Source organism: Paenibacillus sp. FSL P2-0089, assembly GCF_038595095.1.
GTDB lineage: Bacteria > Bacillota > Bacilli > Paenibacillales > Paenibacillaceae > Paenibacillus_AQ > Paenibacillus_AQ silagei.
In genome coordinates, this window is record NZ_CP152006.1 from 4,904,463 (window position 1) to 4,927,292 (window position 22,830).

The window sequence follows — 22,830 nt, forward strand, 5'->3', positions numbered from 1 at the left end:
CATTCACTCACCCAGCCCACTTTCGGTAAATTCAGGTGCACTTGTGCTCCTCATTCACTCACCCAGCCCACTTTCGGTAAATTCAGGTGCATTTGTGCCCTCATTGGCCCGCCTAGCTCACTTTCGACAAATTCAGGGGCACTTGTGCTCCTAATTGGCCCGCCTAGCCCACTTCAAGTAACTCATCCAACCCACTTCCAGCCAACTCAGAGGGATCTATCCCTCTGGATTGCCGCATCGAGTCTATCCGGCACACTATACACTGCCAACCGGACTATCTCTACTACCATTAGCATCCTACGCACTTTAGCTCCACTACCCAGAATCTAACCGCTTTAGCTCCGCTTCCACCAGCAGCTACGCGCTTTCCCCCGCCCTCAACACAGCCGGGAGCCAGATTTTCTCGGCCTGCCCTGCTGCACTCCCTCCGCTCATCTGTACGAGCAGGCAGCGGACGGCTTCCTCTCCCATACTCACATAGGGGATCTCTACGCAGCTTAAGGAGGGCAGGCTGAGCCGGTCGCCTTGAATCGTGTTGTCTGCTGCCATAATACGCAGGTCTTCACCGATCCTCAGGCCCAGCTTATGAGCAGCCCGGTACAAGTCAGGGATCGCGCTCGACCAGTTAACCAGGAGGGGCGCAGACGGCTGACCGCTGACCGCCGCAAGCCTCTGGAGACAATCTGCCCACGCGCCGCCATGCTCCTCCAAACGAACGATTACCGGCTCCATCTCGCGCGATGTACACCAGCTTGTGTAGGCCTCCCGGCGGTTCCGCTCCGCCCAGTTATCCGCCTCCCCCTCGTGGTACACCTCGGCGTAGACCGGCCCCGGCTGCTGTGCCGTGCTTTCCCGCATCAAATAATTCATTGCGGTCTCCACACTACCTGAATAATCAGCAAGTACAGACTGTACTCCTGGCACTTCCGCATACCCTTCCACGGAGACGTAGGGGACTCCGGCAGCGCTGACACGGGAGGCCCATTCCTCGTCCCGGTAGCTGGTGTGGTCCAGAGTGACAATACCGTCGATCTTCCGTTGGTGATACAATTCCAGCAGCTCGGCTCTGCCGCCCGCATTCCCCTTGGGGCGCGGGGAACAGAGCAGGATGTGATACCCGCCCAGCTCACACTCCCGCTGCATTCCTTCCAGCAGCCGGATGAACAGCGGATGACGCGTATCTCCGTAAGCGGCCAGCGTCATGCTTCTTCCTGTCTTCATGCTGCGCGCACCCGCGTCCACATGATAATTCAGCTCACGGATGGCTTCCAGCACAGCCTCGCGCGTATCGGCTCCAACGCCAATGCCGGGCGTATCGTTCAGCACCGCAGAGACTACACTGCGCGACACGCCAGCCCTTTTGGCTACATCGAAGCTGGTCACTCTTTTTTTGCTCATACTAATTAGCACCTCAAGGGAAGTATAACACGTGTTATAAAACAATGTATAGCGTCTTAATCATCATACCCATCCGCCCCAAAAAGCCCCGCAGCCCATAATCAACATCATTCATGGCACGGGGCAATTTATTTATTTCTGCAGTTCCTGGTCCTTTTGCTTCAGCAGGTCGGCGTATTCTTCCTTGTACTGCTCCAGCTTCTGCTTGAGCTCGGCATTGCCGGGACTCGTCTTCAGCAGGCTGCTGGTGGTCAGGATGTTAGTTACCACGGAATCAATCTTCTCGTCAATAATATCAATTTTGCTCTTGGCCGCAGTCAAAGCAGGATCTGGCGTAGTCACCGGCACTGGACCAACTAGCGAGCTTCTCTCGTCGGACAACGGAGGAGCGGCTTGTCCCTTATCATCCAGGCTAATCGTTTTGCCCTTCACTGTCACTTTGAACCCGGCCAATTCACCAATCGCCCGTACGGGCGCGTAGCTCTTGCCATCAATCACAATGGCCGGATCTGCCAGCTTTTTTCCATACACATTTACCGTATACTCCGCCTGAATGGCCTTTCCTACCAGTGTTGCAGAAGCACCCAGCGCCTGCGCACCCACCATCAGTATCGCTCCGGCAATGACGCCGGCAGCAATCTTTTTCATAAGAAATTCACTCCCTGTATAAGACTATGACTATTATTCTAGCATTTTATAGCGCCGGGTGCTTCCCTTCAGCTGTAAATTGGCTTTCAGTTATTTTTTCCCAATGAGAAAAGAGTTCTGATTGTCCCCTAATTACCTCGGATCAGACCAACTTAGAGATTGACAACACGGCTATTCCTCTCTATCATAGTTAAATGATAATGATTATCATCTTCATTTAACTACATACCTTCTAAAGGAGCATAGCACATGCCAAGCCTCAAAAAATTAGTACTCCCGTTAACCCTGCTTCTCTTCACCTTGATCCTGGCCTCCTGTGGCCAACCGGATAACTCAGCTGCGACAGCTCCGGCAGCAGCCGCCACACGTCAGGCAACCGTAGCGCCTGAGGCCAGCCCGGCGGCTGTCACGGAAGCGGCTGCTGCAACACGGAAGTACACAGATTACAAAAAAAGAGAGGTTGAAATCCCAACTGATCCGCAGCACATTGTCTATGTCGGCAGTAATCCGGGTGACCTGCTGGCGCTGGGGATTAAGCCTGCGGGAGCTTCGCTAAGCGTCATCGGCACTCAGGTGGCTTACCCCGATCTGCTCGAAGGGATTGAGGACATCGGGTATCCGTTCTCTGCTGAGAAGATTCTGGCCTTGTCCCCGGACCTGATTATCTTCGACGACTGGGATGAGACCGGGATTGAAGCGTTAAGCAAAATCGCACCGACCGTGGTCGTGGGACTGGACGGCACCTTCCCGACGGAGGAGCGTGTCCGGCAGCTCGCTGACTTGTTCGGCCGCACGGAAGCTGCTGACCGCTGGTTCAACGATTACCAGGCGAAGGTTGCCTCCGTGAAGAAGCAGCTCAATCTAACTGAAGGTGATACAGCTACCTCCCTGCTGGTGCTTGGCTCCGAGCTGTACATTATGGGCGGCAAAGGGCTGAACGAAACCCTGTACGGACAGCTTGGCTTCAAACCGGCTGAAGGCGTACAGAAGCTGGTCGATGCCGGCGAACGGTTCGTAACCATCTCTGACGAGGTGCTGCCACAGTATATTGGAAAGCATATGTTCCTCCTTACCGACACCAGCAGCAAGACGGCTGCAAGACAGAGCGCGCTGATGGACAGCGGCTTATGGAAAGCGATCCCTGCCGTCAAGGAAGGCCGTGTATACACCTTCGACAGCAAATATAACTTCGATGACCCGATTACCCTCGACCGGCTGCTGGATGAGATCGTTGAGATTTTTGGCAGCAAGGGTAAAGAGTAAAAAGGTAAACAGTAATTAGAAATTAATCGCGCTGGCGAATTGTATTCGGTTTATAGCATACAATTCGCCACGTACCTTCGGGAGTACCCATTGTATTCGGTTTTCCGAATACATTCCGCCCGTGCGATAATCGCTTACAACTCATCGCAAAAAAGACTTAGGCTGCCCGGGAAAATCCCTGCAGCCTAAGTCTTCGTCTAGCCTATACTTCTACTCCCGCTTACCTGCCCGCCCTCACCGAAACCGCACCCTTCGCGGCGATATCAAGGGTCAATAATTTTTCCCCCTCCATCCGCACAGCCACGGTCTCCGGGGTCTCTCCGTCGTTGAACAGGACGACTGCGATGGACCCGTCGCGGTTGCGGAAGGCCACGGAACGCACGGGCTCATGGCTGGCGGCAGACTCCAGGCGCAATGCCCCGGGGCGGATCACCTTGCTGAAATGTGCCAGTGCATAGTAGTCCAGAGTGTACGTCAGCTCCCGGGTCTGCTGGTTGACCGTCACTACCCCGCGGCAGGTGCTCTCCCCGAAGCCGGGCACCGTAGGGCCGTTCAGTTCATCCAAGGCCATATTCCATAGCACGAACGATTTGCTGTGATTCCGCAGAATCTCAATTCCCGTGCGCATCACATTGGAGAAGGCCTGCTCGAACGGGGGAATCCATTCCCCGCCGGAGCCTTCGGTGAAATGGACCTCATGATCCGGGTAGGCCGCCTGCACCTCCGACTGCGCGGACGCCGCGCCGCCGTACCAGTGCCAGGCTACGCCGTCCACCTCTGCCCCGGCTTCCTCCAGAACAGACAGCGGATAATCCGGCCGGTCCCAGTTATGGTCATAGCAGAAGATTTTGGCGGCCAGCCCGTGCTGCCTGAACGCAGGCTTCAGATAGTCCCGGATGAACTCCCGCTGCTCCTCCGGCAGCATCAGCATACTGGGGTAATGCTGCGGCTCATAGAGCGGCTCGTTCTGCACAGTGACAGCATAGATAGGTAAGCTATGAGCGGCATAGGCCTGAATATAGCGAACAAAATAATCCGCATAGACTCCGTAATGCTCCGGCTTCAGCCGCCCGGCGATCATCAAGCCGCTGGTCTTCATCCAGCCCGGCGCACTCCAGGGGGAGGCCATCAGCTTCAGCTCAGGATTAAGCCTGAGTGCCTCCTGCACCAAAGGAATGATGTCTGCTTCATCGTGGGCGATGGAGAATCCGGCCAACTCCGGATCACTCCCGCCTTCAGGCAGATCATTATAGCTGTAGACCGTTCTGGCATAATCCGATGCGCCCATGGGATTACGCAGGAAGGACAAGCCGATCCCCGCCTGCGGATCGAACAGCTTGCGCATTACCTCCGTCCGCTGCTCTGCACCCAGCACCTGATGGATCAGGTAGGCGGCCGAGTCGGTGAAGGAAGCCCCGAAGCCATCCATCTCCTGATAGGTCTTACTCGCATCAATGTCTACGGTGACCGTAACTGCATCATCAGAAATCTGCGGCAGCTGTGCTGCGGACTGCTCTATAAACAGCTCGTTCTCTCCGCTGGACTGGTATATGATCATTTCCCGCATGTGTTATCCCTCCATCTTCTTATATAAAAGGGCCCAAAACGGGCCCTCCCTTGCGCCTTGCCTACTAAATGCCCAGCTTTTCCTTATTGGCCTTCATCTTCTCGCTGCGGACCTCTACGATTTTGCTCCAGTTGTTCTTGTCCAGGAAGGTCTTATGCTCCGCCAGAATGCTGTCAAAGGTTGCCTCATCCTTGGCCCGGATCATGCTGACCAGCGTGGTGTTCCAGTTCGTATTAATGGCCGTCTGGCCGCGGGCCTCCGCCGTCCCCTGATCGGGGTTAATATTCTCCAGGATGAAATGCGGCTTCAGCTTGCCTTTACCCCATTCCTGCATCTGCTTGATCGACTCGGGGAAGGCGTCCTTGCTCAGCGCTTTGTGGCGGTCATGTCCGAAGAACATGAATTCGCCCATTCGGTAGTCCTTCTTGAACTTATCCGCATTATTAAGCTGCAGGTCCTTCACTTCCGGCAGCAGCTCAACCGTACCGTCGGGATTGGATTTATAAGTTACACCTTCAATCCCGTAGTTCATCAGCTTCTGTCCTTCTTCGCTCAGCAGATACGTGAAAATCTGAATCGCTTTGGCCGGGTCCTTGCAATTCTTGGTGATGTAATTAATCATCCAGCCGGTAATCCCGGATTGATTGAGGGTCGGCTGATGCCCTACGGTGCTCTGCGGCCCGTCAACAGCCATATACTCCTTGCCGGGATTGGCACTCATGAAAATCTGCAAATTGCCGCCCTGCTGTGGAGTACCGTCAAGCAGCATGGCCGCATATTTGCCGGACTTCACCTTTTCCTCAAAGCCGGTTCCGTCATCTGCGAAGCTGTCATCACTGATCGCCCCGTCCCGGTACACGGCATTCAGCGTCCGCAGCCAGGTCAGATAATCCTCATCCAGATTGCGGTTGTAGAACTTGCCGTCCTCCGTCTCCAGCGGAACGCCGATGAAATCCTGCAGCGCATCCCCGAGCGAACCGGTCCCTTCCCCGATAGCATTGAACCCGAAGGGAATCATATCCGGGAATTTGCTCTTAATCTCATTCATTGTCTTCTGGAAGGCCTCCGGGGTCCCGAAGTCAGGGCTGCCCAGCGCTTCATACACATCCTTGCGGATGACAAAAGCCGTCTTCGCCGGAATATTACCGCTGTCATAATCCGCCTGTGTATTGGAATAGTTCGGATAACCGTAGGTTTTGCCGTCCTTCAGCTGAAACCAGTTCAGCGTGTCGGCAGCGGCCACCTTGTTGAAATACGGGTCATACTTCTCCGCCAGCTCATTGAGCGGAAGCGCCCAGGTGGAGGCCTTTTGCACAACCGGGGAATTGGAGTCGAAGATCGTCAGCAGATCCGGCATATCGCCGCCCGCGAAGAACGTATTCAGCTTCGTATCGTCCCCGGTAATGAACTTGATGTTGATGTTCAGATCCTCTTTGATCTTCTTGGTGACTACATCCTTGCCGAAGTCCGTATTCCACCAGTCTGCGTTCACATACCAGGTTAAGTCCGTAGTCTCGCTCTTCTTATCCAGCTGCCAGGCCGGAGTCTCCGGGTCTACCGTATACCGGTTGTCCAGGGACACCTCAACCGCCTTGGTGGAGCCGCCGCCCGAGCTGCAGCCTGCCGCCACCAGCATAGCCGCCATCAGGAGCAGCGCGGATTTTAGCGTTTTTGTGCCGAGAACCTTAGTCATCTTGATCATCTTCTTGACCTCCTATAATGTAGTGAACCTCTTCTACTCCTTGACTGCCCCCAGCATCATGCCCGAGATGAAGTACCGCTGAAGAATGGGATACATCGCAACAATCGGCAGTGTGGTAATGACGATGGTGGCCAGCTGAACTCCTTTGGTGGTGGTCTCAATGACGACGGAGCCTCCGATATTCTGCATGGACTGGGTCTGCGACTGCACAATAATCTCATACAGCTTCATCTGCAGCGGGTAGAGCGCCTGATCAGTAATGTACAGCTTCGTGGTCATGAAGTCGTTCCATTGTCCCACCCCATTGAACAGGGCGATGGTGGCCATCGCGGGCATGGACAGCGGAATGAAGATTTTGAGGAAAATATGCCAGTCGCCTGCGCCGTCAATCTTGGCCGACTCCTCCAGCGAATCCGGCACGTTCCGGAAAAAGTTCATCAGAATCACCACATCGTAATAACTGAATAATGCGGGGATAATGTAGACCCAGAAGCTGTTCAGCAGCCCGAGCGATTTGATAAGCAGATACGTCGGAATCATTCCGCCGGAGAAAAACATCGTGATGACGCCCATCGCCACATACAGCTTGCGGCCGCGGATGTATCTTTTGCTGAGACCGTAGCCGATCATTGCGCAAAAGAACACGTGGGTGATCACCCCGAGAAACGTCTTGGCGACCGAGACAATGAAGGATTGACCGATCGTGCTGTCATTGAAGACCGCCCGGTAATTCTCCAGCGAGAATTCTTTGGACCAGAAGATGAATCCGCCCTCGGCAAGCGCCCTGCCCGAACTAAGGGAGGAGATAATTACGTTCCATAGGGGAACGAGGATAATAACCATGAAGCAGACCAACAGCACCTTATTCACCGCATCAAAGATCCGGCTGTCGAGATCTTCCCGTATGACCTTCCGATTCACTCTAACGCCCCCTCTACAACACGGATTGATTATCGTTCAATTTACTGGTGACCTTGTTGGCCATAAGCAGCAGGATTACCGACACAATGGAGACACCGAGACCGACAGCCGTAGCATAAGAGAAATCGCCCTGCGTCATCCCCATGCGGTAGACATAAGAGTTGATAACCTCTGCTTTCTCCCGGTTCTGCGAGTTCATCAAGACCAGCGTCTGATCCAGATTCGAGCCGAGTAGGCCGCTTACCGTCAAAATCAGATTCAGGCTGATGATCGCCTTCATGTTCGGAAGGGTGATATTCCAGATCTGACGCAGCCGGCCGGCTCCATCAATCCGGGCCGCTTCGTAGTAGGTGGGGTCAATCTTGGCCATAATTGCCAGATACAGAATGGTGCCCCAGCCGGCTTCCTTCCAGATATCGGACAACGTGGCAATCCACCAGTACTTGCCTGCATCCAGCAGGATGTTGGAAGGCTTCGAGATCAGCCCGAGATTCAGCAGCAGCTCATTGAACAGCCCCGAGGTGGAGAACCAGGTGATCAGCATCCCGCCCAGGACGATCCACGACAGGAAATGCGGCAGATAGGAGATCGTTTGGACGAATTTTTTGAAGCGGCCCATGTTCAGCTCATAGATCATAATGGCCAGAATAATCGGAATGATGAACCCGATCCCAAGCTTCAGGAAGCTGATGCCCAGCGTATTGACGACCGCATCCCAGAAATATTCGTCCGACAGAATAATCCTGAAGTTGTCCAGACCCACCCAGGGTGCAGTAGACAGGGTATCAATTACCGTGTAATTCTTGAAGGCAATCGTCAGCCCGTAGATCGGTATGTAGCAGAAAATAATCATAAAAATAATGCCCGGCAGCACCATCGACTGAATCTCCCACTGCCTCTTGTAATCGGTTACAAATTCTTTGATCCGCTGCCCCATGGGCTTCTTGGCGGACGGCGGAACAGCTGGCGGGATGGAAGCTGATGCAGTAGATGCTGATGGTTTATTCATGATCTTGTCCCCCTCTCCATTGAGATATCCTGATGGTGCTCACATTGGTGCTCAAAGCAATAAAAACGTTTTTATTTTGGCGCAAAAAATCCCCCTCCTGTAAAATCAGTTTCACCCGCTGCCCTCTATCTGCGGTCCTTCCGCTCCAGCTTCACATGACTTGAGCCTCTTACGACAAGCTCGCCCTGCAGCTTCTGTGCTGCGCCCTGCTCCTTGTCTTGAATCATGCGGACCAGATGATCAATCGCCAGCATGCCCTGTCTTGCAATCTGATTCCTTACCGTCGTAAGCGGTGGCGAATAATAAGGGGCGATATCAATATCATCGAAGCCCATCACGCTGACATCCTGCGGCACTTCATAACCGTAGCTCTTGAGCGCTTGAATACAGCCCATTGCACTGATATCATTGCCGGCCAGGAAGGCGTCAGGGACGCTCGCGGGATGCAGACGGAGATAAGACTTCACGGCATTATAGGTGCTGTCCTCCTCAAAATACCCCTGAAGGATAAAATCCTCCTCCACCGGAAGCTGGTATTCACGCAGCGCCGCCAGATAGCCTTCCTTCCGCTGCACACTGTCGAACATCGTATCCACGCCGGAGATATAGGCAATCCGCTTATGCCCCAGGCTGATTAAATACTTCGTAGCCTCATAGCCTGATTCATAGGAATCAAAGATAATGCTGCCCATCCCTTCATCCTCCAGCACCCGGTCCAGAAACACCGCCTTGATCTTGTCTTTCTTCATAGCGGCAATGTCCTGCTCGTCGATGCCCAGCTCCTCATAGATAATGACACCATCCACCCGCCGTCCGAGGATATTGCTCATAATGACTTGTTTGTCCTTGGTGACGAATACATTCAGGCCATAGCCCAGGCGGTCGCATTGACGGGACATGGATTCAACCAGCTTGTAGAAGTATGGACCGGATACACTTGTTGTGAAAAAACCCAGCATCTTCGTGGTCCCTGATTTCAGCAGCTTACCGTTCAGATTCGGCACGTAATTCAGGCGCTGGGCCACCTTCAGAATATGGGCTTTGGTCTCCGGGCTCAGCACATCCACATCATTCAGGGCGTTAGAGACCGTGGAGATGGAGACTCCGGCTTCCCGTGCGACATCTTTGATCGTTATCTTAGCCATATCAATGTTCCTTTTTGATAAAAACGTTTTTATTGACTATAAAGTAACATGAAACCGCTTTAAATACAACACTTTTTCTCATTAGCTATATTCAGCCGCCTTTTCTGCTCATTATTGCCCGCCGGACGCAAGCATAAGCTGGTTCAGCATACAATAACTTCTATGTATTTGAATTTATCTTATTTTACTATAAGACAGCGGGATTTAGCTATGCCGGAGTAAGATTACACATCACAGCCTTATGCCGAAGAAAGGCCTTGCACAGCTTGGCAGGCCTTCCTTTGGCATATCGTATTATTTGGTCAAGCCCAAACGCCGGTACCGCATTACTCTGCGGTACATGGATTTATCCTTCAGCTGATTAAAAATATAGGGATCGGGATTCATATTCACTTCAATGATCCACGGCTTCAGTGAGTGGTCTAGTCCGACATCTACACCGAATTGCCGGTGGTGCGGATAAGTCTTTTTCAGTTGCCGCGCTATGCGTGTGCCCAGCCGGTTCATTTCCCCCTTAAGCTGCACAAGCTGCTGCGCAGACAGATGGGTGGAGAGCAAATGCTCCACTGCGGTCGGTTTGCCGCCGCTGTGGTAATTGGTCACAATTTTGCGCGGATGCCCCAGCCGCCCGATAATCCCCGTAGCTTCCCATACGCCCTTGGGACTGAGCTGCACCATTACCCGGATATCGAAACGGCGCCCGTGATGCTTCAGCAGGTGGATACCTTTTTGCAGCAGATAGCTCCTCTTCCCGATTCTTGTCGCCAGACTGTGATGAAAAGCCTCAAACGTAGCGAAACGGCGCACGGTCTCCTCATACTGATACATATATCCCTGCCGGTCCTTCCGCTCCGCGCGGATCACCCCCATGCCATATGTTCCCCGTTCCGGCTTGATATAGATCATTCCATAGCCGTGCATCATCTGCTCCAGATTACGCCTGTTAAATCTCCGGGTATCGGGGATGAACCCCTTAATGGTCTCGTTCTTAAGCAGCAGTTGTGTCTTATACCATTTGCTCAGTCCTGAATGAATTGGTTTGGCTGTCACTTATGCACTCTCCTGTCCGGGCTGGGAGCCAACGCTCCGTTTTAACATAAAATTACATATTCACTGCATCCTATGCCGCCGGAGGTGCCGTGGAATATATCATTTGCCCCGTATAGAAAGATTAACTTGTGCAGGATAATTGCCCTCTCCATAGCAGCTCAGCAGGCATACGCTAGTGAAGACGATCAAATGTCAATATATGTATGGAGATGAATCTATGTCCCTTGCTGCTGTAAGTGTAACCTCAAGCGCTCCACCGATCGACGTCCTGATTCCTGCTATCGAAAAGGATCTCGCCACCCTCCCTTATGTGATTGATAGTCTTCGCCGTTATGTCCAGCACTCTATCAGCAATATCTACATTGTCTCGCCGGAGAATAGTAGAATCAGACAGCTGTGCTCCCGGAAAGCTTGCGTCTTTGTCAATGAAACCACCGTCCTCCCATTCACCAAAAAAGCGATCCGCTATTCCTCTTCCCGCTGGAACCGGTCAGGCTGGCTGTATCAGCAGCTGCTAAAGATGAACGGGGATCAGGTGTGCCGTGAGAAGTATTTCCTGGTCATTGATGCAGATACGGTGCTCATCCGTCCCCATCGCTTCCGTACCGGCGGGAAAAGCATCTTCTATTGCCGCAACTGGAGCCAGCCGGAGTATTTCCGCACCTACCGTAAGCTGCTCGGTGCCCCTGCGCCTTCACCCAAGTCGTTCGTGACCCACTACATGCTGTTTGAGTCCGCAAAGCTGGCCAGTCTCAAACGAAAAATTGCAGCCCGCCACGGCATGTCCTGGCACGCGGCTATTCTGCACTCGATCAACAAGAAGCGGCAGTTCGGCTTCTCCGAATTCGAGACTTATGCCAACTACGTATACAGCGCAAACCGCACCTCTGTGCTGCTCAAGAATGCCAATAATAAAGCGCTGAAGACCCCGGCGGGCTCGCTGACTGAGGCGCAAATCCGGAAGTACGCCGGGACTTACCGTTCGCTCTCCTTCCACCAGCGCAAGGGATACTCCACTCCGGGCAAGCCTTAAGGAGGCAAGAAACGTGATGCATACTATTCTTCTGTGCGGCGGCTCCGGCCAGCGGCTGTGGCCTCTGTCCGGCAGCATCCGCTCCAAGATGTTCCTGCAGCTGCTGCCTGCACCGGGCGGGGGCACAGAATCCATGATCGGGCGGGTATGCCGTCAGCTCAGTCAGGCCGGACTGGATAAATCCCTGTTGCTCGTGGCCCATCAGGAGCAGGTAGCCCTCACGCAGCGGTATACCGGAAGCAATTATCCGGTAATCGGAGAGCCGTGCAAGCGCGGTACCTTTACTGCTGCCGCGTTCGGCGCGCTGCACTTGCTTGCCACCGGAAAGGCACAGCCGGAGGACATCATCTGTATCGCTCCGGCAGACATGTATGCGGATGATGATTTCTTCCGCCAGTTCCATCGATTCGAGGCACTTCTGCCCGATTCTGGGGCCGAACTCCTCCTGCTTGGAACGAGGCCTTCCTATCCCTCAGAGCAATACGGCTATATCGTCCCGGCACAGGAGGACGATGGCGGGTATGCTCCGGTATTATCTTTTGCAGAGAAGCCGGATAAAGTTAAAGCCCTGGAGTTGATGCAGGAGAAGGCTTTATGGAATTGCGGGGTATTCACTTCGCGGCTGAGCTTCCTGCTTGAGCATCTGGAGAGGCTGGGGCTGCCGGTGGAATTTGCAGCATTGACCGCACTATATCCAGAGCTCCCGGTGCGCAGCTTCGACAAGGAAGTGGCAGAACGCAACACCAAGGCTGTTGTCGTAAGGCATGAGGGGGAATGGTCCGACCTGGGAAGCTGGGATACGCTGACAGCCCGGCTGCCATCGCAGGTTATTGGAGTAGGCGGGCTATGGGGAGAATGCGGAGACAGTCACCTTATTAACGAGCTGGAGGTGCCGCTGCATGTCATTGGGGTCTCCGGTATAGTCGCCATAGCCGGTCCCGAAGGCATCCTGATCGCAGATAAGAAGGACGCTAACACCATCAAGGATATTCTGGCGGAGAATTCAGTAACGGAGCCGAGGTATGGTGAAACAGGCTGGGGCAGCTATACCGTGCTGGACCGGGAATCAGACGGCTCCCGGATTGTCCTTACGGCAATGCTTACCCTGTTGCCGGGCCATAGCATACCTGAGATGACCTGTGATCATTGTGCCAAGTCCTGGATGATTGTGTCCGGCCACGGAGAGGTATGGTTGGATAGGTGCGCAGCTGAAGCAGCGGCAGGCGGAAGTTATACAATAGCCCGGGGGCAACGACATGCGGTCAGAGCTTTCAGTGCAATGAAGCTGATCGAGGTACGGACTGTCGAAGGAGGAGACGACGGGCGGGTGTACGGCTGCTGATATGAAGCCCCAGGGCTTCTTCGCAGATCCCGCCGCCACAGGCAAAAGGAATATCGCAAACGCCAGAATAGCTGGCCGTTTACGATATCCCTTATTAGTGGTGAAGGCTGTTGCCCACTATGTTAGGAGCAGGAGTTCTGCGGACGGATCACTGTATTGCGCAGATTCTAGACGGACGGCGGCAGGAACTGGAACCATTTGAAGTCAAACCGGCTGCCCGGCAGGAACAGGAAGGTAACCGTCCCGCTGCCGCTGACCGGCGGCTCCAGGGTGAATTCACGCTCAATGTAGCTGCCGCTTCCGGCGAATTCTATCAGTTGCTTCGTTTCGCCGCCGGAACCGCTGAACAGGATCTGCAGTGTATTGTTCGCAAGCGCTGAGCGTCCGCAGATTACCACCCGTGAGCCTTCCGCTCCGCCGAAGTCCATTCCGGCAAATATAAGCGACACATTGTTGCCGATTCCCTCGACGGCATCTTCAGTTAGGGTGAAGGTATCCCCGTAGACCGCAGTGTTGGCCAGGGCATTCAGACGCTCGAACGCCTTAGGCTTACGGACAAAGTAGAAGCCCTTCAGATGAATCTTCTTGCGCAGCACGAAGGACAGAGAGGTGATACCCGTCAGCCGTCTGGGAAGCGTATAACGTTCTTCCTGATATACATTCCAGCGGGATGGCTTCTGGTAAGTCATGGTGGTGAGCCGCTCGGCACCAGGCTGCCCGGGCACGCCTTCCCATATCTCAATCGGGAATTCCTGATCATCAAGCGAGAAGATTGGCAGAATAATCTCATCAGCCCCATACTCCCCGAAGTCAATCCGTTCGAAGCAGATCCGGCTCTCCCCTTCGCGGGCAGTGGCAACACCCCGTTCATTGCCATTGGTCAGATTCCGGCTGTGGCTGCTGCTGAACCCGGAGGAGACAAATTCATACGGATTCAGATAAGCTTGACCAAAGCCTGTCAGCCTGAATTCCATTTGTGAATAGAGCCGTATTCCGTCAGCGCCATTGGCTGTTCCGCAGCGGATATATACATCTCCGTCACCGAGAGCCGTAATGACCGCCTCATGCCCATCCGTCTCCATGGCAGCAATATTGGCATCAATCCCGGCAGCGTTCGTAAGCCGCCACTCGACATCCTGCCAGGAGGCACCCTGTGGATGAAGCTTGACGCGGACGGGAAGCGACGGCTGCTCCGGTGTCAGAACATTGCCTTCGGGACAGATAATCTCCAGCTTGCGGACCGGGATCTCTCCATCCCGTCCACTCTCCGGATATCCGGATGCCGCATCTGCCTCCAGCGGATTGTGCGCATAGAGATACAGCTCATCCCCGGCAGCCGTTCCCGGTGCCGGCAGCACCGATTGCAGCGTAAGCTCGGCGGAAGCTAGTCCCTCCGAAGCTGCCCGCAGCGTAATTGTTCCAGCCTCCAGTGTACCGGCAATCACTGCCAGCAGCTTACCGCTGAACAACCGGCGGCTGACGCCTTTGTAGGAATCATAGTCCGTGCTGTCCCCGTTATCCAGACCGATCAGCCGTCCGGGGCCTTCAATACGGAGACGGACCCGGTTATTGGCATTCGCTACCGGACGCCCCTCCTGATCCAGGGTGCTGATCGTTACAAAGATAAGATCCGTACCGTCTGCCGTAATTATCTGTTTGTCGGGAGTAAGGACAATCGACGCTGCATCTCCGAAAGAGGAAATCTGATCTGTGGCAATAACCTCCCCCTGCTCATCATAAGCTACAGCCCGCAGAACACCTTCCGCATAAGGCAGCTGCCATTCTCCAAGCAGCTTATGCCCGTGAACATGATCAATCTCCACAATGCCCTGCGGGATTTCATTCACGAACAGCTCGATGCGCGGAGCATTGGAGCAGACACGCACATCAATCAGCTGACCCTGAGAGAAGTCCCAGTACGGGAAGATATGAACCATCGGATGTGTACGGTAATCCGTCCATTCCGCCTGATAAATATAATAGGAGTCTTTAGGGAAGCCTGCGGTATCCAGCTGCCCGAAATACGAATTCTTGGTGTGATACGGGGTAGGCTCCCCGATATAGTCAAAGCCGGTCCAGAGAAACTGCCCCAGCGAGAAGGCGGCATCCCGGTCTGCGGTGATGCAGGCCTCCGTGCTCTTGGCTCCCCAGCTGGTAGAGCTGTTCCCGAGGGAGGAGCACTGCTGGTCATCATCGGCCAGCACGGACTGGGCCAGCGGGAAATGGTAGACTCCCCGGCTCTGTACGGTCGAGCAGGTCTCGCTGCCGTAGATGATCCAGTCCGGATGCTCACGGTGATGCTGCTCATAATATTTCTCCGCATAATTGTAGCCCGCCACCTTAACGATATCGGCGCATTTCTGCGCATTCTCCCAGGGCATATAGTTCGAGCCGATGGTGACGAACGCATTGCGCCGCGGATCATGGATCAGCACCTCAGCCTGCAGCTCGCGGGTAAGCTCCTGGCCCCGGCTGTCCGCATGGGTATCATAAATCTCGTTGCCGATGCTCCACATCAGCAGGCTTGGACGGTTCCGGTCACGCCGCACCCAGCTGGCCACATCGCGCTTCCACCACTGCGGGTAGAAGCGTGCGTAATCATAAGGCGTTTTGCTGCGCTCCCACATGTCGAAGGCTTCTGATACGATCAGCAGCCCCATTTCATCGGCCATCTCCATGAGCTCTGTCGCCGGCATATTATGCGCGGTACGGATGGCGTTAACCCCCATTTCCTGCAGCAGGACGAGCTGGCGGCGCAGCGCCGCCTTGTTCACAGCAGCCCCCAGAGCGCCCAGGTCGTGATGCTGGCAGACTCCGTTTATTTTGACATGACGGCCGTTGAGGAAGAGGCCCTTGTCACTGTCCAGCTCCAGGGTCCGGAAGCCGAACCTCTCCTTCTCCACTTCAATCACTTCATCCTCAGCCAGCAGTTCGGTTTGCAGAGTGTAGAGATGGGGACTGGAAATATCCCATAGCAAGGGCTGGTCAACAGTCAGGCGGCTCAGGCAGTGTACGGTCCTCCCGGCCTGCATAGGCACCTCCGTGATGTGCCCGGTAATTACCGCTCCTTGCGCATCCAGAATGCTGTGCCGCAGCTTCAGCTTCGTTCCCTGTGCCGCAGCTTCGTCTGCGATACGCAGCTCCACATCGACATCCACCGTCCAGGTATCACCTTCCGCTGCTCTGGCTGCAATATAGATCCCGTCAGCGGCAATATGCGTCTTCGGTGTCGTCTTCAGCCAGACCGGACGGTAGATTCCAGCCCCGGAGTACCAGCGGGAATTGGGAGATTCGTGGATCACACGCATATATATTTCATTCTCTCCCTCTATCAGGTACGGGGTAATATCGAATTCAAAGGTAGAATATCCGTATTTCCACTCCCCCGCCTCCTGCCCGTTCACGTATAATGTGGAGTTCATATACACTCCTTCAAAACGCAGGGAAACGAGCTCATGGGCAGGCACTTTATCGAACTTAAGGCTGGTGCGGTACCAGCCCTCTCCGTTCTCATAGAGATTATGAGTATCATAGATCAGCCAGTCATGCGGCAGCGTAACCGGCATCCATTCCTTATCTGCGGCTACCTTGGCGAGCTCCGAATAAAGCGGTTGCTTGCTGAATTGCCACCCCTTGCTGAGTTTCCTTTTTAGACTCATTGCTGCACTTCCCCCTTAATAGTCCTACCCCTTTAATGCCCCTACCATCACGCCTTTAACAAAATACTTCTGCAGGAACGGATACAGCACCAGGATTGGGGCTGTACTCACGATAATTGCTGCATACTTCAGCGTCTCGGTCACATCCCGGCTATGGAGCAGTGTTGTGGTGCCCAGCATGCTGGCATTATCGTTCTCAAGAATGATATTTCTGACCACAAGCTGGATCGGGAACAGGCTCTGGTCCCGCAGGAAGATCATCGCGTTAAACCAACTGTTCCAGTGGCCTACGCCATAATACAGGATCAGCACAGCGACAACTGGCATAGACAGCGGAATGAAGATGCGGAACAGGATCGTGAAGTGACCTGCACCGTCCAGGAAAGCGGACTCCTCCAGCTCCCTCGGAATCGCCATGAAATAAGTGCGCATGATGATTAGGTTAAACGTACTAACTGCCGTAGGCAGAATCAGCGCCCAGAGGCTGTCGAGCAGGCCATAGGATTTCACGATCAGATAGAAAGGCACCAGTCCCCCTTGGAAAAACATGGTGAATACAATGAAAAACATGATCGGCTTTTGCAGCATGACCCCTTCCCGTGACAGGAAATAAGCGCCCAGGGAGGTAAGCGTCATGTTAATGCCAAGTCCCACCACCAGGATGAACAGTGTATTTTTGAAGCCGGTCAGAATGACTGGGTTGTTAAGCACCGCCTTGTAAGCTGCCAGCGAGAAGCCTTGCGGCCAGAGCAGAATGCCATCGAAGGAGATCAGGCGGTTCCCGTCACTTAACGAGGAGAACAAAATATACAGCATAGGATAAAGTGTCAGAATAATCATAAGCACCATAATAATCGAATTGCAAATATCAAAGATTCGTTCACCGAGCGATGCTTTAATCATAGTTGTCCCCCCTTACCAAAGACTGTTTTTACTTGCACGTTTACTGAAAGAGTTAGCGAGCAGCAGAATGGTGAAATTGATGACGGAGTTGAACAGACCTACCGCCGCACTGTAGCTGTAGCTGAATTCCAGAATCCCTTTACGGTAAACAAAAGTGGATATGACATCAGCCGTCTCGTAAATACTGGCGCTGTATAACAGAATGATTTTCTCAAATCCGACATTCATAATATTTCCGAGTGCCAGGATCAGCATAATCATAATCGTAGGCAGAATGCCGGGCAGGGTAACGTGGCGGATCTGTTGAACCTTGGTCGCTCCGTCGATTTTGGCAGCCTCATACTGCTGCTGGTCAATGCCGGTGATGGCTGCCAGATAGATGATTGTTCCCCAGCCGATTTGCTGCCAGATCTCACTGATTATGTAGATGGGGCGGAAGGACTCGGGCTGTTGCAGAAATGAGATCCGGGTGCCGCCAAAATAGGCAATGACATCGTTAATCAAACCATCCGATAAGGTGAAGTAGCGCACAATTCCCGCCACAACTACTAGTGTAATAAAATGCGGCATGTAGGTAATAGTCTGAGTGATCCGGCGGAAAAGCGGGCTTTTCAATTCATTTAGCAGCAAGGCCAGAATGATCGGTGCCGGAAATCCGATGAGCAGATTGAAGAAGCTTAACAGAACGGTGTTCTTAATTACGCGGAAAAAGTAAATACTCGAAAAAAAAGCTTCAAAGTGCTTGAACCCCACCCATTCACTGCCCCATATTCCTTGGGAAGGCACAAATTGCTTGAAGGCAATAATCGTTCCGTAAAGCGGAACATAGTGGAACAAAACATAATACAGGATGACAGGCAGCATCATCAGATACAGCCATTTATTGCGCAGTAAGTCTTTTCCCAGTCTGGTTTTCAGCATATTTCCCTCTCCTTTGCTGCAATGTTTAACGCAGGGACTGCCCGTATCTGTTCTCTGTAGCAGCCCCTGCCGTTATAAGTTTAGTTAGCGGTTCAAATAACGTTCGTAGGCCGCTTGTTGAATTTCCAGTGCGCGCTCGATGCCCAGATCCTTCATTTGCTGAACAGCTTGATCGTATTTATCAACAGATTCGGTACCCAGGATGATCTTAATCTCCGTTTCTTTCACAAAGGCGTTGATATCGTTCATAATACTGCTCATTTCATCCGCTTCTTCGGCAGTTGGTGTTACCGGAGGAAGCAGGTGGCTCTCATGATTGGTCTGTTTCCAAATGCCGATGGATTCAGTAGTTGCCGGATATTTTGCCGGCAGGTTGTTGTCCTGCTGAATCATCGGGAAGTTGGTACCGTGAGAATATTTGGACATGACCTGATCACTGCCGAGGCCCTCCGGATTCTTAACTACAAGATCGGTATATACGGGCTTTCCGTCTTTGAGCGTGTAAGTAGTGCCTTCAACCCCATAGGTATTCAGCATTCTGCCTTCTTCGGTAAAAGCATAATCCAGCCAGCGCATGGCAGCTTCGACATTCTTGGTGGTGGCAGAGATGGCCGCCGAGCTTGTCCCCGCATAGGCATTATCCAGCTGTCCGAACTCCGGAAGTCCACCTTTGACAGCAGACGGGTATGGAGCGGCTACGAAGTCAGCCTTCGGATCAGTTTGCTGTACGGCTGAATTATATTTCTCAATATAGTACTGCCAGCCAATCGTTGCACCGCTTACATTTGAAGTCATTTTTTTATCGACTGTAGCTGCATCAATAGAGGCGAAATCCTTGTCGATCAGCCCTTCTTTGTACCACTGGCTCATCGTAGTCAGGTAATCCTTGTAGCCCGGCTCCAGATAGCCGTACACTACTTTTCCATCATTGACATAGAAGTTCCCCATCACGCCGAAGGCTCCGGCGAATCCGCCTGTTCGTTCACCCAAAAACATCGTGCGAAAGGTTACAGGGGAGGCAGCATTCTTTTTCTCTTTAAAAGCAGTCAATACGGTGTGCCACTCTTCAATCGTTTCCGGGATGCTGAGATTCAGCTCTTTCAGCCAATCCTGACGGATAATCGGCCCGCCATAGACACGTCCGGCTTCCGAGCGGATGAACGGGAAGGCATAGTAGGTGCCGTCATCCGTTTTGATCATTTTGTCAATTTCCGGGTGCTCCTGGAGGGTCTTTTTCAGGTTAGGCGCGTATTGCTCAATCAGATCATTAAGCTTCAGAATATATCCCTGCTCTACAGCCTTGTCAGGACCGCCCGGATATTGCAGCCATGTATTCAGGAAGATATCCGGCAGTTCACCTGATGCCAGCAGCAGACTGAACTTCTGATCAGTCATGGGTGTTCCGCCCAGCTGTTTGATGATGATTCCTGTGCGTTTCTCGTATTCGTCATCGACCGGCAGACGTTCCGGCGTGCCTCCCAGCTGTTCGTTCATATAAGTCAGCTCTATTCCGCCCGTCATCGGATAAGTGAAATCTGCAGCGGCTTCATTTGAAGCAGGGGCGTTCCCTGCAGATGTGTTTGGAGCGCTCTCATTGTTCACATTCCTGGAACTGCTGCAGCCTGAAGCCAGCAATGTGAGACCTAACAAAACGACAACCGGTTTGTGAAGCTTGTTCGTTCCAAATAATTTCATCGCTAATTCGACCTCCGTTATATGTTTAGTTAACGACTTGATGCCTCTACAATGTAAGCTGAATCTTGTATACAAACAATATTCAAAATGCGGAATCCATTGTTAAAAACGCAAAAGAGGATAGAATCAGCCTGCTTCTATCCTCCTGTAGAGAAATTGGGTATCCGGTTTGTTTATTGCAGAGTTTTGAACCTCCCAGGTGTGATGCCTTCATATTTTTTGAATACCCGGATGAACGCACTGCTGCTGGAGAAGCCCACACGGGAAGAAACCTCCTCAATGGTGACTCCTTCCTGAAGCAATTTTTTGGCCTCGGCAGTACGAACCTGACTGATGTAATCATGCAGCCCCTGACCCGTCTGTTCCTTGAACAACCGGGACACATATTGCGGAGTGATGCCGAAGTTGGCACCAATCATGGACACACTAAGATTGATATCCGCATAATGATTCTGCACATAGGCAGATACCTCGTCTCCGATTCCCGAATTTGAGACCAGTGCAAGCTTCTCCGTGGCTTTGCTGCAAGCCATTTGGATCAGCTCTGTCAGCTCATGACGAAAATCTGCGCGGGTGGAGCAGGCCAAGAGCCTTTTCATCGGACGCCATTCCTCCCATAGCTTCGAGCGCTTCGTTTCATGCGGGACAGCCTTCATAATGGAGCTGGTTAAATCAATCATGGCATATCTCACAAGCTCTATGGACGCCTGGGAACCGAAGAAGCGGGCCAGAATCTCATCTGCCATCACCGCAGCCTTCTCAAATTCACCGCTTTTGACCAGATTAATAAATACAACTTCATCATTGATTGTCAGATAATAATCCGTCTCCTGTGGTTCAATATCCCCATACCAGATTGATATATTCTCTTCCAGCACCAGCCGGTATTCCTGAGCCTCCAACGCCTGCAGATATCCCTGATGCAACCTGCCCATCCCATGAAGCAGCCCGCTGCCAGCCATCGCAATCTGCAGACCGTATTTCTGCTGAATGAAATCCAGGGTTTGGCCCAGCGCCTCTTCAATATCCTCCTTCCAGTTGCCGGAGCGGCCGGTGTTAATATTCATCACCGCCGCCAGCATACCGTCCATTTCGGTGAAGCTCAGGCCGTGATTCGGACCTGTGAAATCCATAATGATATTGGACACGATGAAATTGGAAAGGCTTGTCGACGGACTGCCTTCTCCGTTGGCCTGAATGTAGAATAGAAGTACCGCAAAATCCTCCGAATCCCACTGGAAGTGATGGACTCTCGCCGCTTCCTCCAGTGATAATCCATCTTCCACCTGCCCTTTGAGCAGCCTTGATAAGTAGTAGGTCTGCAACACACGCAGCTGCCTGAATTGCTGGCTGTTAATGTCATCCCTCTCCCGAATAGTAGCCAAGGCGCTCTCCCGGATGAATGAGAATTCATCCAGCACCCGCTGTGTCTGCTCATCTGTGGAGGGAGAGAACATATTAACCAGCTCGCGGACAGGATTATAATTCTTGCGGGCAAAGTAGGAGATGACCACCGTCCCGATCAAAAAGCTGATAAATAGTCCCAGCAGGTTCAAATTGCGGATATGCCGCGCTTTTTCCCAAAATACGCTTGAAGGAAACACACTGATATATTTCCACTTGGTGTTATCGGAATCGATGAAGGATACCATATTCTCCGTACCGGCGATATCCTGGAACGAAGTGCCTGCTGTCTCATCCCCAGCCCGGGCGTCCGGCACAGCTAGCTGCGGAGCAGCTTCGTTATTCTGAAATAAAATCTGATTATGATCATCGGCAATGTAGACCTCGCCGTTATTCACCCAGTCCACATTCTGCAGCATGCTCTGAATCTTGCTGCCGTTCAGCGGCAGAACCAGCATCCCCTTTAGTCCATTGTCAGCAACGCTGCTGGTGAACGGCTTCATCATTACAACCTTATTCTCCCAGCGCCTAAATTTGATAAACGGCATGGGGGCCTCGCTAATGTCACTCTCACCGTTCAGCTGCGCCAGCCATTCTTCATAGGTCAAGCCGATCATCGTGCTGTTCATCGCATAAAAGTCTTCACTGTCTGTATACGTCTCATCCGTCAGCACCCTGTCCAGACTGCTAGAATACAGATAGATTCCATCAATGAAATCATTGGCGGATTTGTACTTGCTCAGTTCCTGCCGGGTTTGATAGATCTGAAAGGCCCCTGCTCCCTCAGTCTCAGGTGTAAGTGTTAAGTATTTATTCACACTGCTATGAATGGATAATTGCATGGCCAGCTTCTCAGCCTGATTAATCTCGCTGTCTACTGTATTCTGCATCTGCTTAAGCATGGCGCTGCCTGCACGTTCAATCTCATACTCAACAATCTGTTTTGTCTGCAGATAGATGATAGCGCTAACAATAAGCGGGATAAGCATGATCACAGAATAGGAGACGATCCATTTAAAGGCTATACTCTTACTGAACCTAAAGCGCTTGTAATTCATCTGCTGTGCTCCCTTACTGTTGCTTATCTGGATTCTGGATGGATCGGACTTCACCTTCGTTACTTTGCCTTTTTTGTGAAGTTTTCAAGTTCACCTCATATAGAATTCCACT

The 22,830-nt window shown here is 52.7% G+C and carries 16 protein-coding genes; 3 read left to right on the forward strand and 13 right to left on the reverse strand.

The annotated features are described in order from the left end of the window. Positions 1-357: 357 nt before the first annotated feature. On the reverse strand, positions 358-1,398 hold the full coding sequence (locus tag NST69_RS20730) for a LacI family DNA-binding transcriptional regulator (protein ID WP_342547003.1): 1,041 nt from the start codon (positions 1,396-1,398) through the stop codon (positions 358-360). Between the two features lie 132 nt (positions 1,399-1,530). Further along, a complete protein-coding gene (locus tag NST69_RS20735) occupies positions 1,531-2,046 on the reverse strand; it encodes a hypothetical protein (protein ID WP_209871359.1) in 516 nt (171 codons plus the stop codon). Positions 2,047-2,295: 249 nt separating this feature from the next. On the opposite strand from NST69_RS20735, the gene NST69_RS20740 reads away from it, so the two are divergent. Continuing rightward, positions 2,296-3,309: an ABC transporter substrate-binding protein gene (locus tag NST69_RS20740; protein WP_342547004.1), complete on the forward strand. Its 1,014-nt coding sequence runs from the start codon at positions 2,296-2,298 to the stop codon at positions 3,307-3,309. Positions 3,310-3,529: 220 nt separating this feature from the next. On the opposite strand, the gene NST69_RS20745 is transcribed toward NST69_RS20740, so the two are convergent. From NST69_RS20745 to NST69_RS20770, 6 genes are all read right to left on the reverse strand, one after another. After that, on the reverse strand, positions 3,530-4,876 hold the full coding sequence (locus NST69_RS20745; protein ID WP_342547005.1) for a glycoside hydrolase family 30 beta sandwich domain-containing protein: 1,347 nt from the start codon (positions 4,874-4,876) through the stop codon (positions 3,530-3,532). Between the two features lie 64 nt (positions 4,877-4,940). Further along, on the reverse strand, positions 4,941-6,578 hold the full coding sequence (locus NST69_RS20750; RefSeq protein WP_342547006.1) for a sugar ABC transporter substrate-binding protein: 1,638 nt from the start codon (positions 6,576-6,578) through the stop codon (positions 4,941-4,943). 33 nt (positions 6,579-6,611) lie between these two features. Further along, a complete protein-coding gene (locus tag NST69_RS20755; RefSeq protein WP_036731709.1) occupies positions 6,612-7,499 on the reverse strand; it encodes a carbohydrate ABC transporter permease in 888 nt (295 codons plus the stop codon). 13 nt (positions 7,500-7,512) lie between these two features. Beyond that, positions 7,513-8,508 carry an ABC transporter permease subunit gene (locus NST69_RS20760; protein WP_342547007.1) on the reverse strand — a complete coding sequence of 332 codons (996 nt, stop codon included), beginning with the start codon at positions 8,506-8,508 and terminating at the stop codon, positions 7,513-7,515. A gap of 125 nt (positions 8,509-8,633) precedes the next feature. Continuing rightward, positions 8,634-9,653: a LacI family DNA-binding transcriptional regulator gene (locus NST69_RS20765; RefSeq protein ID WP_076081199.1), complete on the reverse strand. Its 1,020-nt coding sequence runs from the start codon at positions 9,651-9,653 to the stop codon at positions 8,634-8,636. Between the two features lie 294 nt (positions 9,654-9,947). Continuing rightward, the gene (locus NST69_RS20770; RefSeq protein WP_342547008.1) at positions 9,948-10,703 is read right to left on the reverse strand and encodes a YheC/YheD family protein; all 756 of its coding nucleotides are present in this window, start codon (positions 10,701-10,703) and stop codon (positions 9,948-9,950) included. A gap of 217 nt (positions 10,704-10,920) precedes the next feature. On the opposite strand from NST69_RS20770, the gene NST69_RS20775 reads away from it, so the two are divergent. Then, positions 10,921-11,736: a DUF6492 family protein gene (locus NST69_RS20775; protein ID WP_036731702.1), complete on the forward strand. Its 816-nt coding sequence runs from the start codon at positions 10,921-10,923 to the stop codon at positions 11,734-11,736. Positions 11,737-11,752: 16 nt separating this feature from the next. Beyond that, the gene (locus NST69_RS20780; protein WP_342550201.1) at positions 11,753-13,078 is read left to right on the forward strand and encodes a sugar phosphate nucleotidyltransferase; all 1,326 of its coding nucleotides are present in this window, start codon (positions 11,753-11,755) and stop codon (positions 13,076-13,078) included. A 167-nt stretch (positions 13,079-13,245) separates the two neighbouring features. Here the strand turns inward: NST69_RS20780 and NST69_RS20785 are convergent, their stop codons facing one another. The 5 genes from NST69_RS20785 to NST69_RS20805 form a co-directional block, all read right to left on the reverse strand. After that, positions 13,246-16,737: a sugar-binding domain-containing protein gene (locus NST69_RS20785; RefSeq protein ID WP_036731698.1), complete on the reverse strand. Its 3,492-nt coding sequence runs from the start codon at positions 16,735-16,737 to the stop codon at positions 13,246-13,248. Between the two features lie 24 nt (positions 16,738-16,761). Next, on the reverse strand, positions 16,762-17,640 hold the full coding sequence (locus tag NST69_RS20790; protein ID WP_339249689.1) for a carbohydrate ABC transporter permease: 879 nt from the start codon (positions 17,638-17,640) through the stop codon (positions 16,762-16,764). 12 nt (positions 17,641-17,652) lie between these two features. After that, positions 17,653-18,561: an ABC transporter permease subunit gene (locus NST69_RS20795; protein ID WP_036731695.1), complete on the reverse strand. Its 909-nt coding sequence runs from the start codon at positions 18,559-18,561 to the stop codon at positions 17,653-17,655. 84 nt (positions 18,562-18,645) lie between these two features. Beyond that, positions 18,646-20,256, reverse strand: a complete 1,611-nt coding sequence (locus tag NST69_RS20800; protein ID WP_340951317.1) for an extracellular solute-binding protein — start codon at positions 20,254-20,256, stop codon at positions 18,646-18,648. Positions 20,257-20,429: 173 nt separating this feature from the next. Next, a complete protein-coding gene (locus NST69_RS20805) occupies positions 20,430-22,718 on the reverse strand; it encodes an AraC family transcriptional regulator (RefSeq protein WP_340951315.1) in 2,289 nt (762 codons plus the stop codon). Between the last annotated feature and the right edge of the window lie 112 nt (positions 22,719-22,830).

Bases quoted from the DNA above. Each gene is read 5' to 3' on its own strand.
- NST69_RS20750 (WP_342547006.1), bottom strand. From the start codon at position 6,578: ATGATCAAGATGACTAAGGTTCTCGGCACAAAAACGCTAAAATCCGCG.
- NST69_RS20775 (WP_036731702.1), top strand. From the start codon at position 10,921: ATGTCCCTTGCTGCTGTAAGTGTAACCTCAAGCGCTCCACCGATCGAC.
- NST69_RS20790 (WP_339249689.1), bottom strand. From the start codon at position 17,640: ATGATTAAAGCATCGCTCGGTGAACGAATCTTTGATATTTGCAATTCG.
- NST69_RS20780 (WP_342550201.1), top strand. From the start codon at position 11,753: ATGCATACTATTCTTCTGTGCGGCGGCTCCGGCCAGCGGCTGTGGCCT.
- NST69_RS20805 (WP_340951315.1), bottom strand. From the start codon at position 22,718: ATGAATTACAAGCGCTTTAGGTTCAGTAAGAGTATAGCCTTTAAATGG.
- NST69_RS20740 (WP_342547004.1), top strand. From the start codon at position 2,296: ATGCCAAGCCTCAAAAAATTAGTACTCCCGTTAACCCTGCTTCTCTTC.
- NST69_RS20795 (WP_036731695.1), bottom strand. From the start codon at position 18,561: ATGCTGAAAACCAGACTGGGAAAAGACTTACTGCGCAATAAATGGCTG.
- NST69_RS20785 (WP_036731698.1), bottom strand. From the start codon at position 16,737: ATGAGTCTAAAAAGGAAACTCAGCAAGGGGTGGCAATTCAGCAAGCAA.
- NST69_RS20735 (WP_209871359.1), bottom strand. From the start codon at position 2,046: ATGAAAAAGATTGCTGCCGGCGTCATTGCCGGAGCGATACTGATGGTG.
- NST69_RS20760 (WP_342547007.1), bottom strand. From the start codon at position 8,508: ATGAATAAACCATCAGCATCTACTGCATCAGCTTCCATCCCGCCAGCT.
- NST69_RS20765 (WP_076081199.1), bottom strand. From the start codon at position 9,653: ATGGCTAAGATAACGATCAAAGATGTCGCACGGGAAGCCGGAGTCTCC.
- NST69_RS20800 (WP_340951317.1), bottom strand. From the start codon at position 20,256: ATGAAATTATTTGGAACGAACAAGCTTCACAAACCGGTTGTCGTTTTG.
- NST69_RS20730 (WP_342547003.1), bottom strand. From the start codon at position 1,398: ATGAGCAAAAAAAGAGTGACCAGCTTCGATGTAGCCAAAAGGGCTGGC.
- NST69_RS20745 (WP_342547005.1), bottom strand. From the start codon at position 4,876: ATGCGGGAAATGATCATATACCAGTCCAGCGGAGAGAACGAGCTGTTT.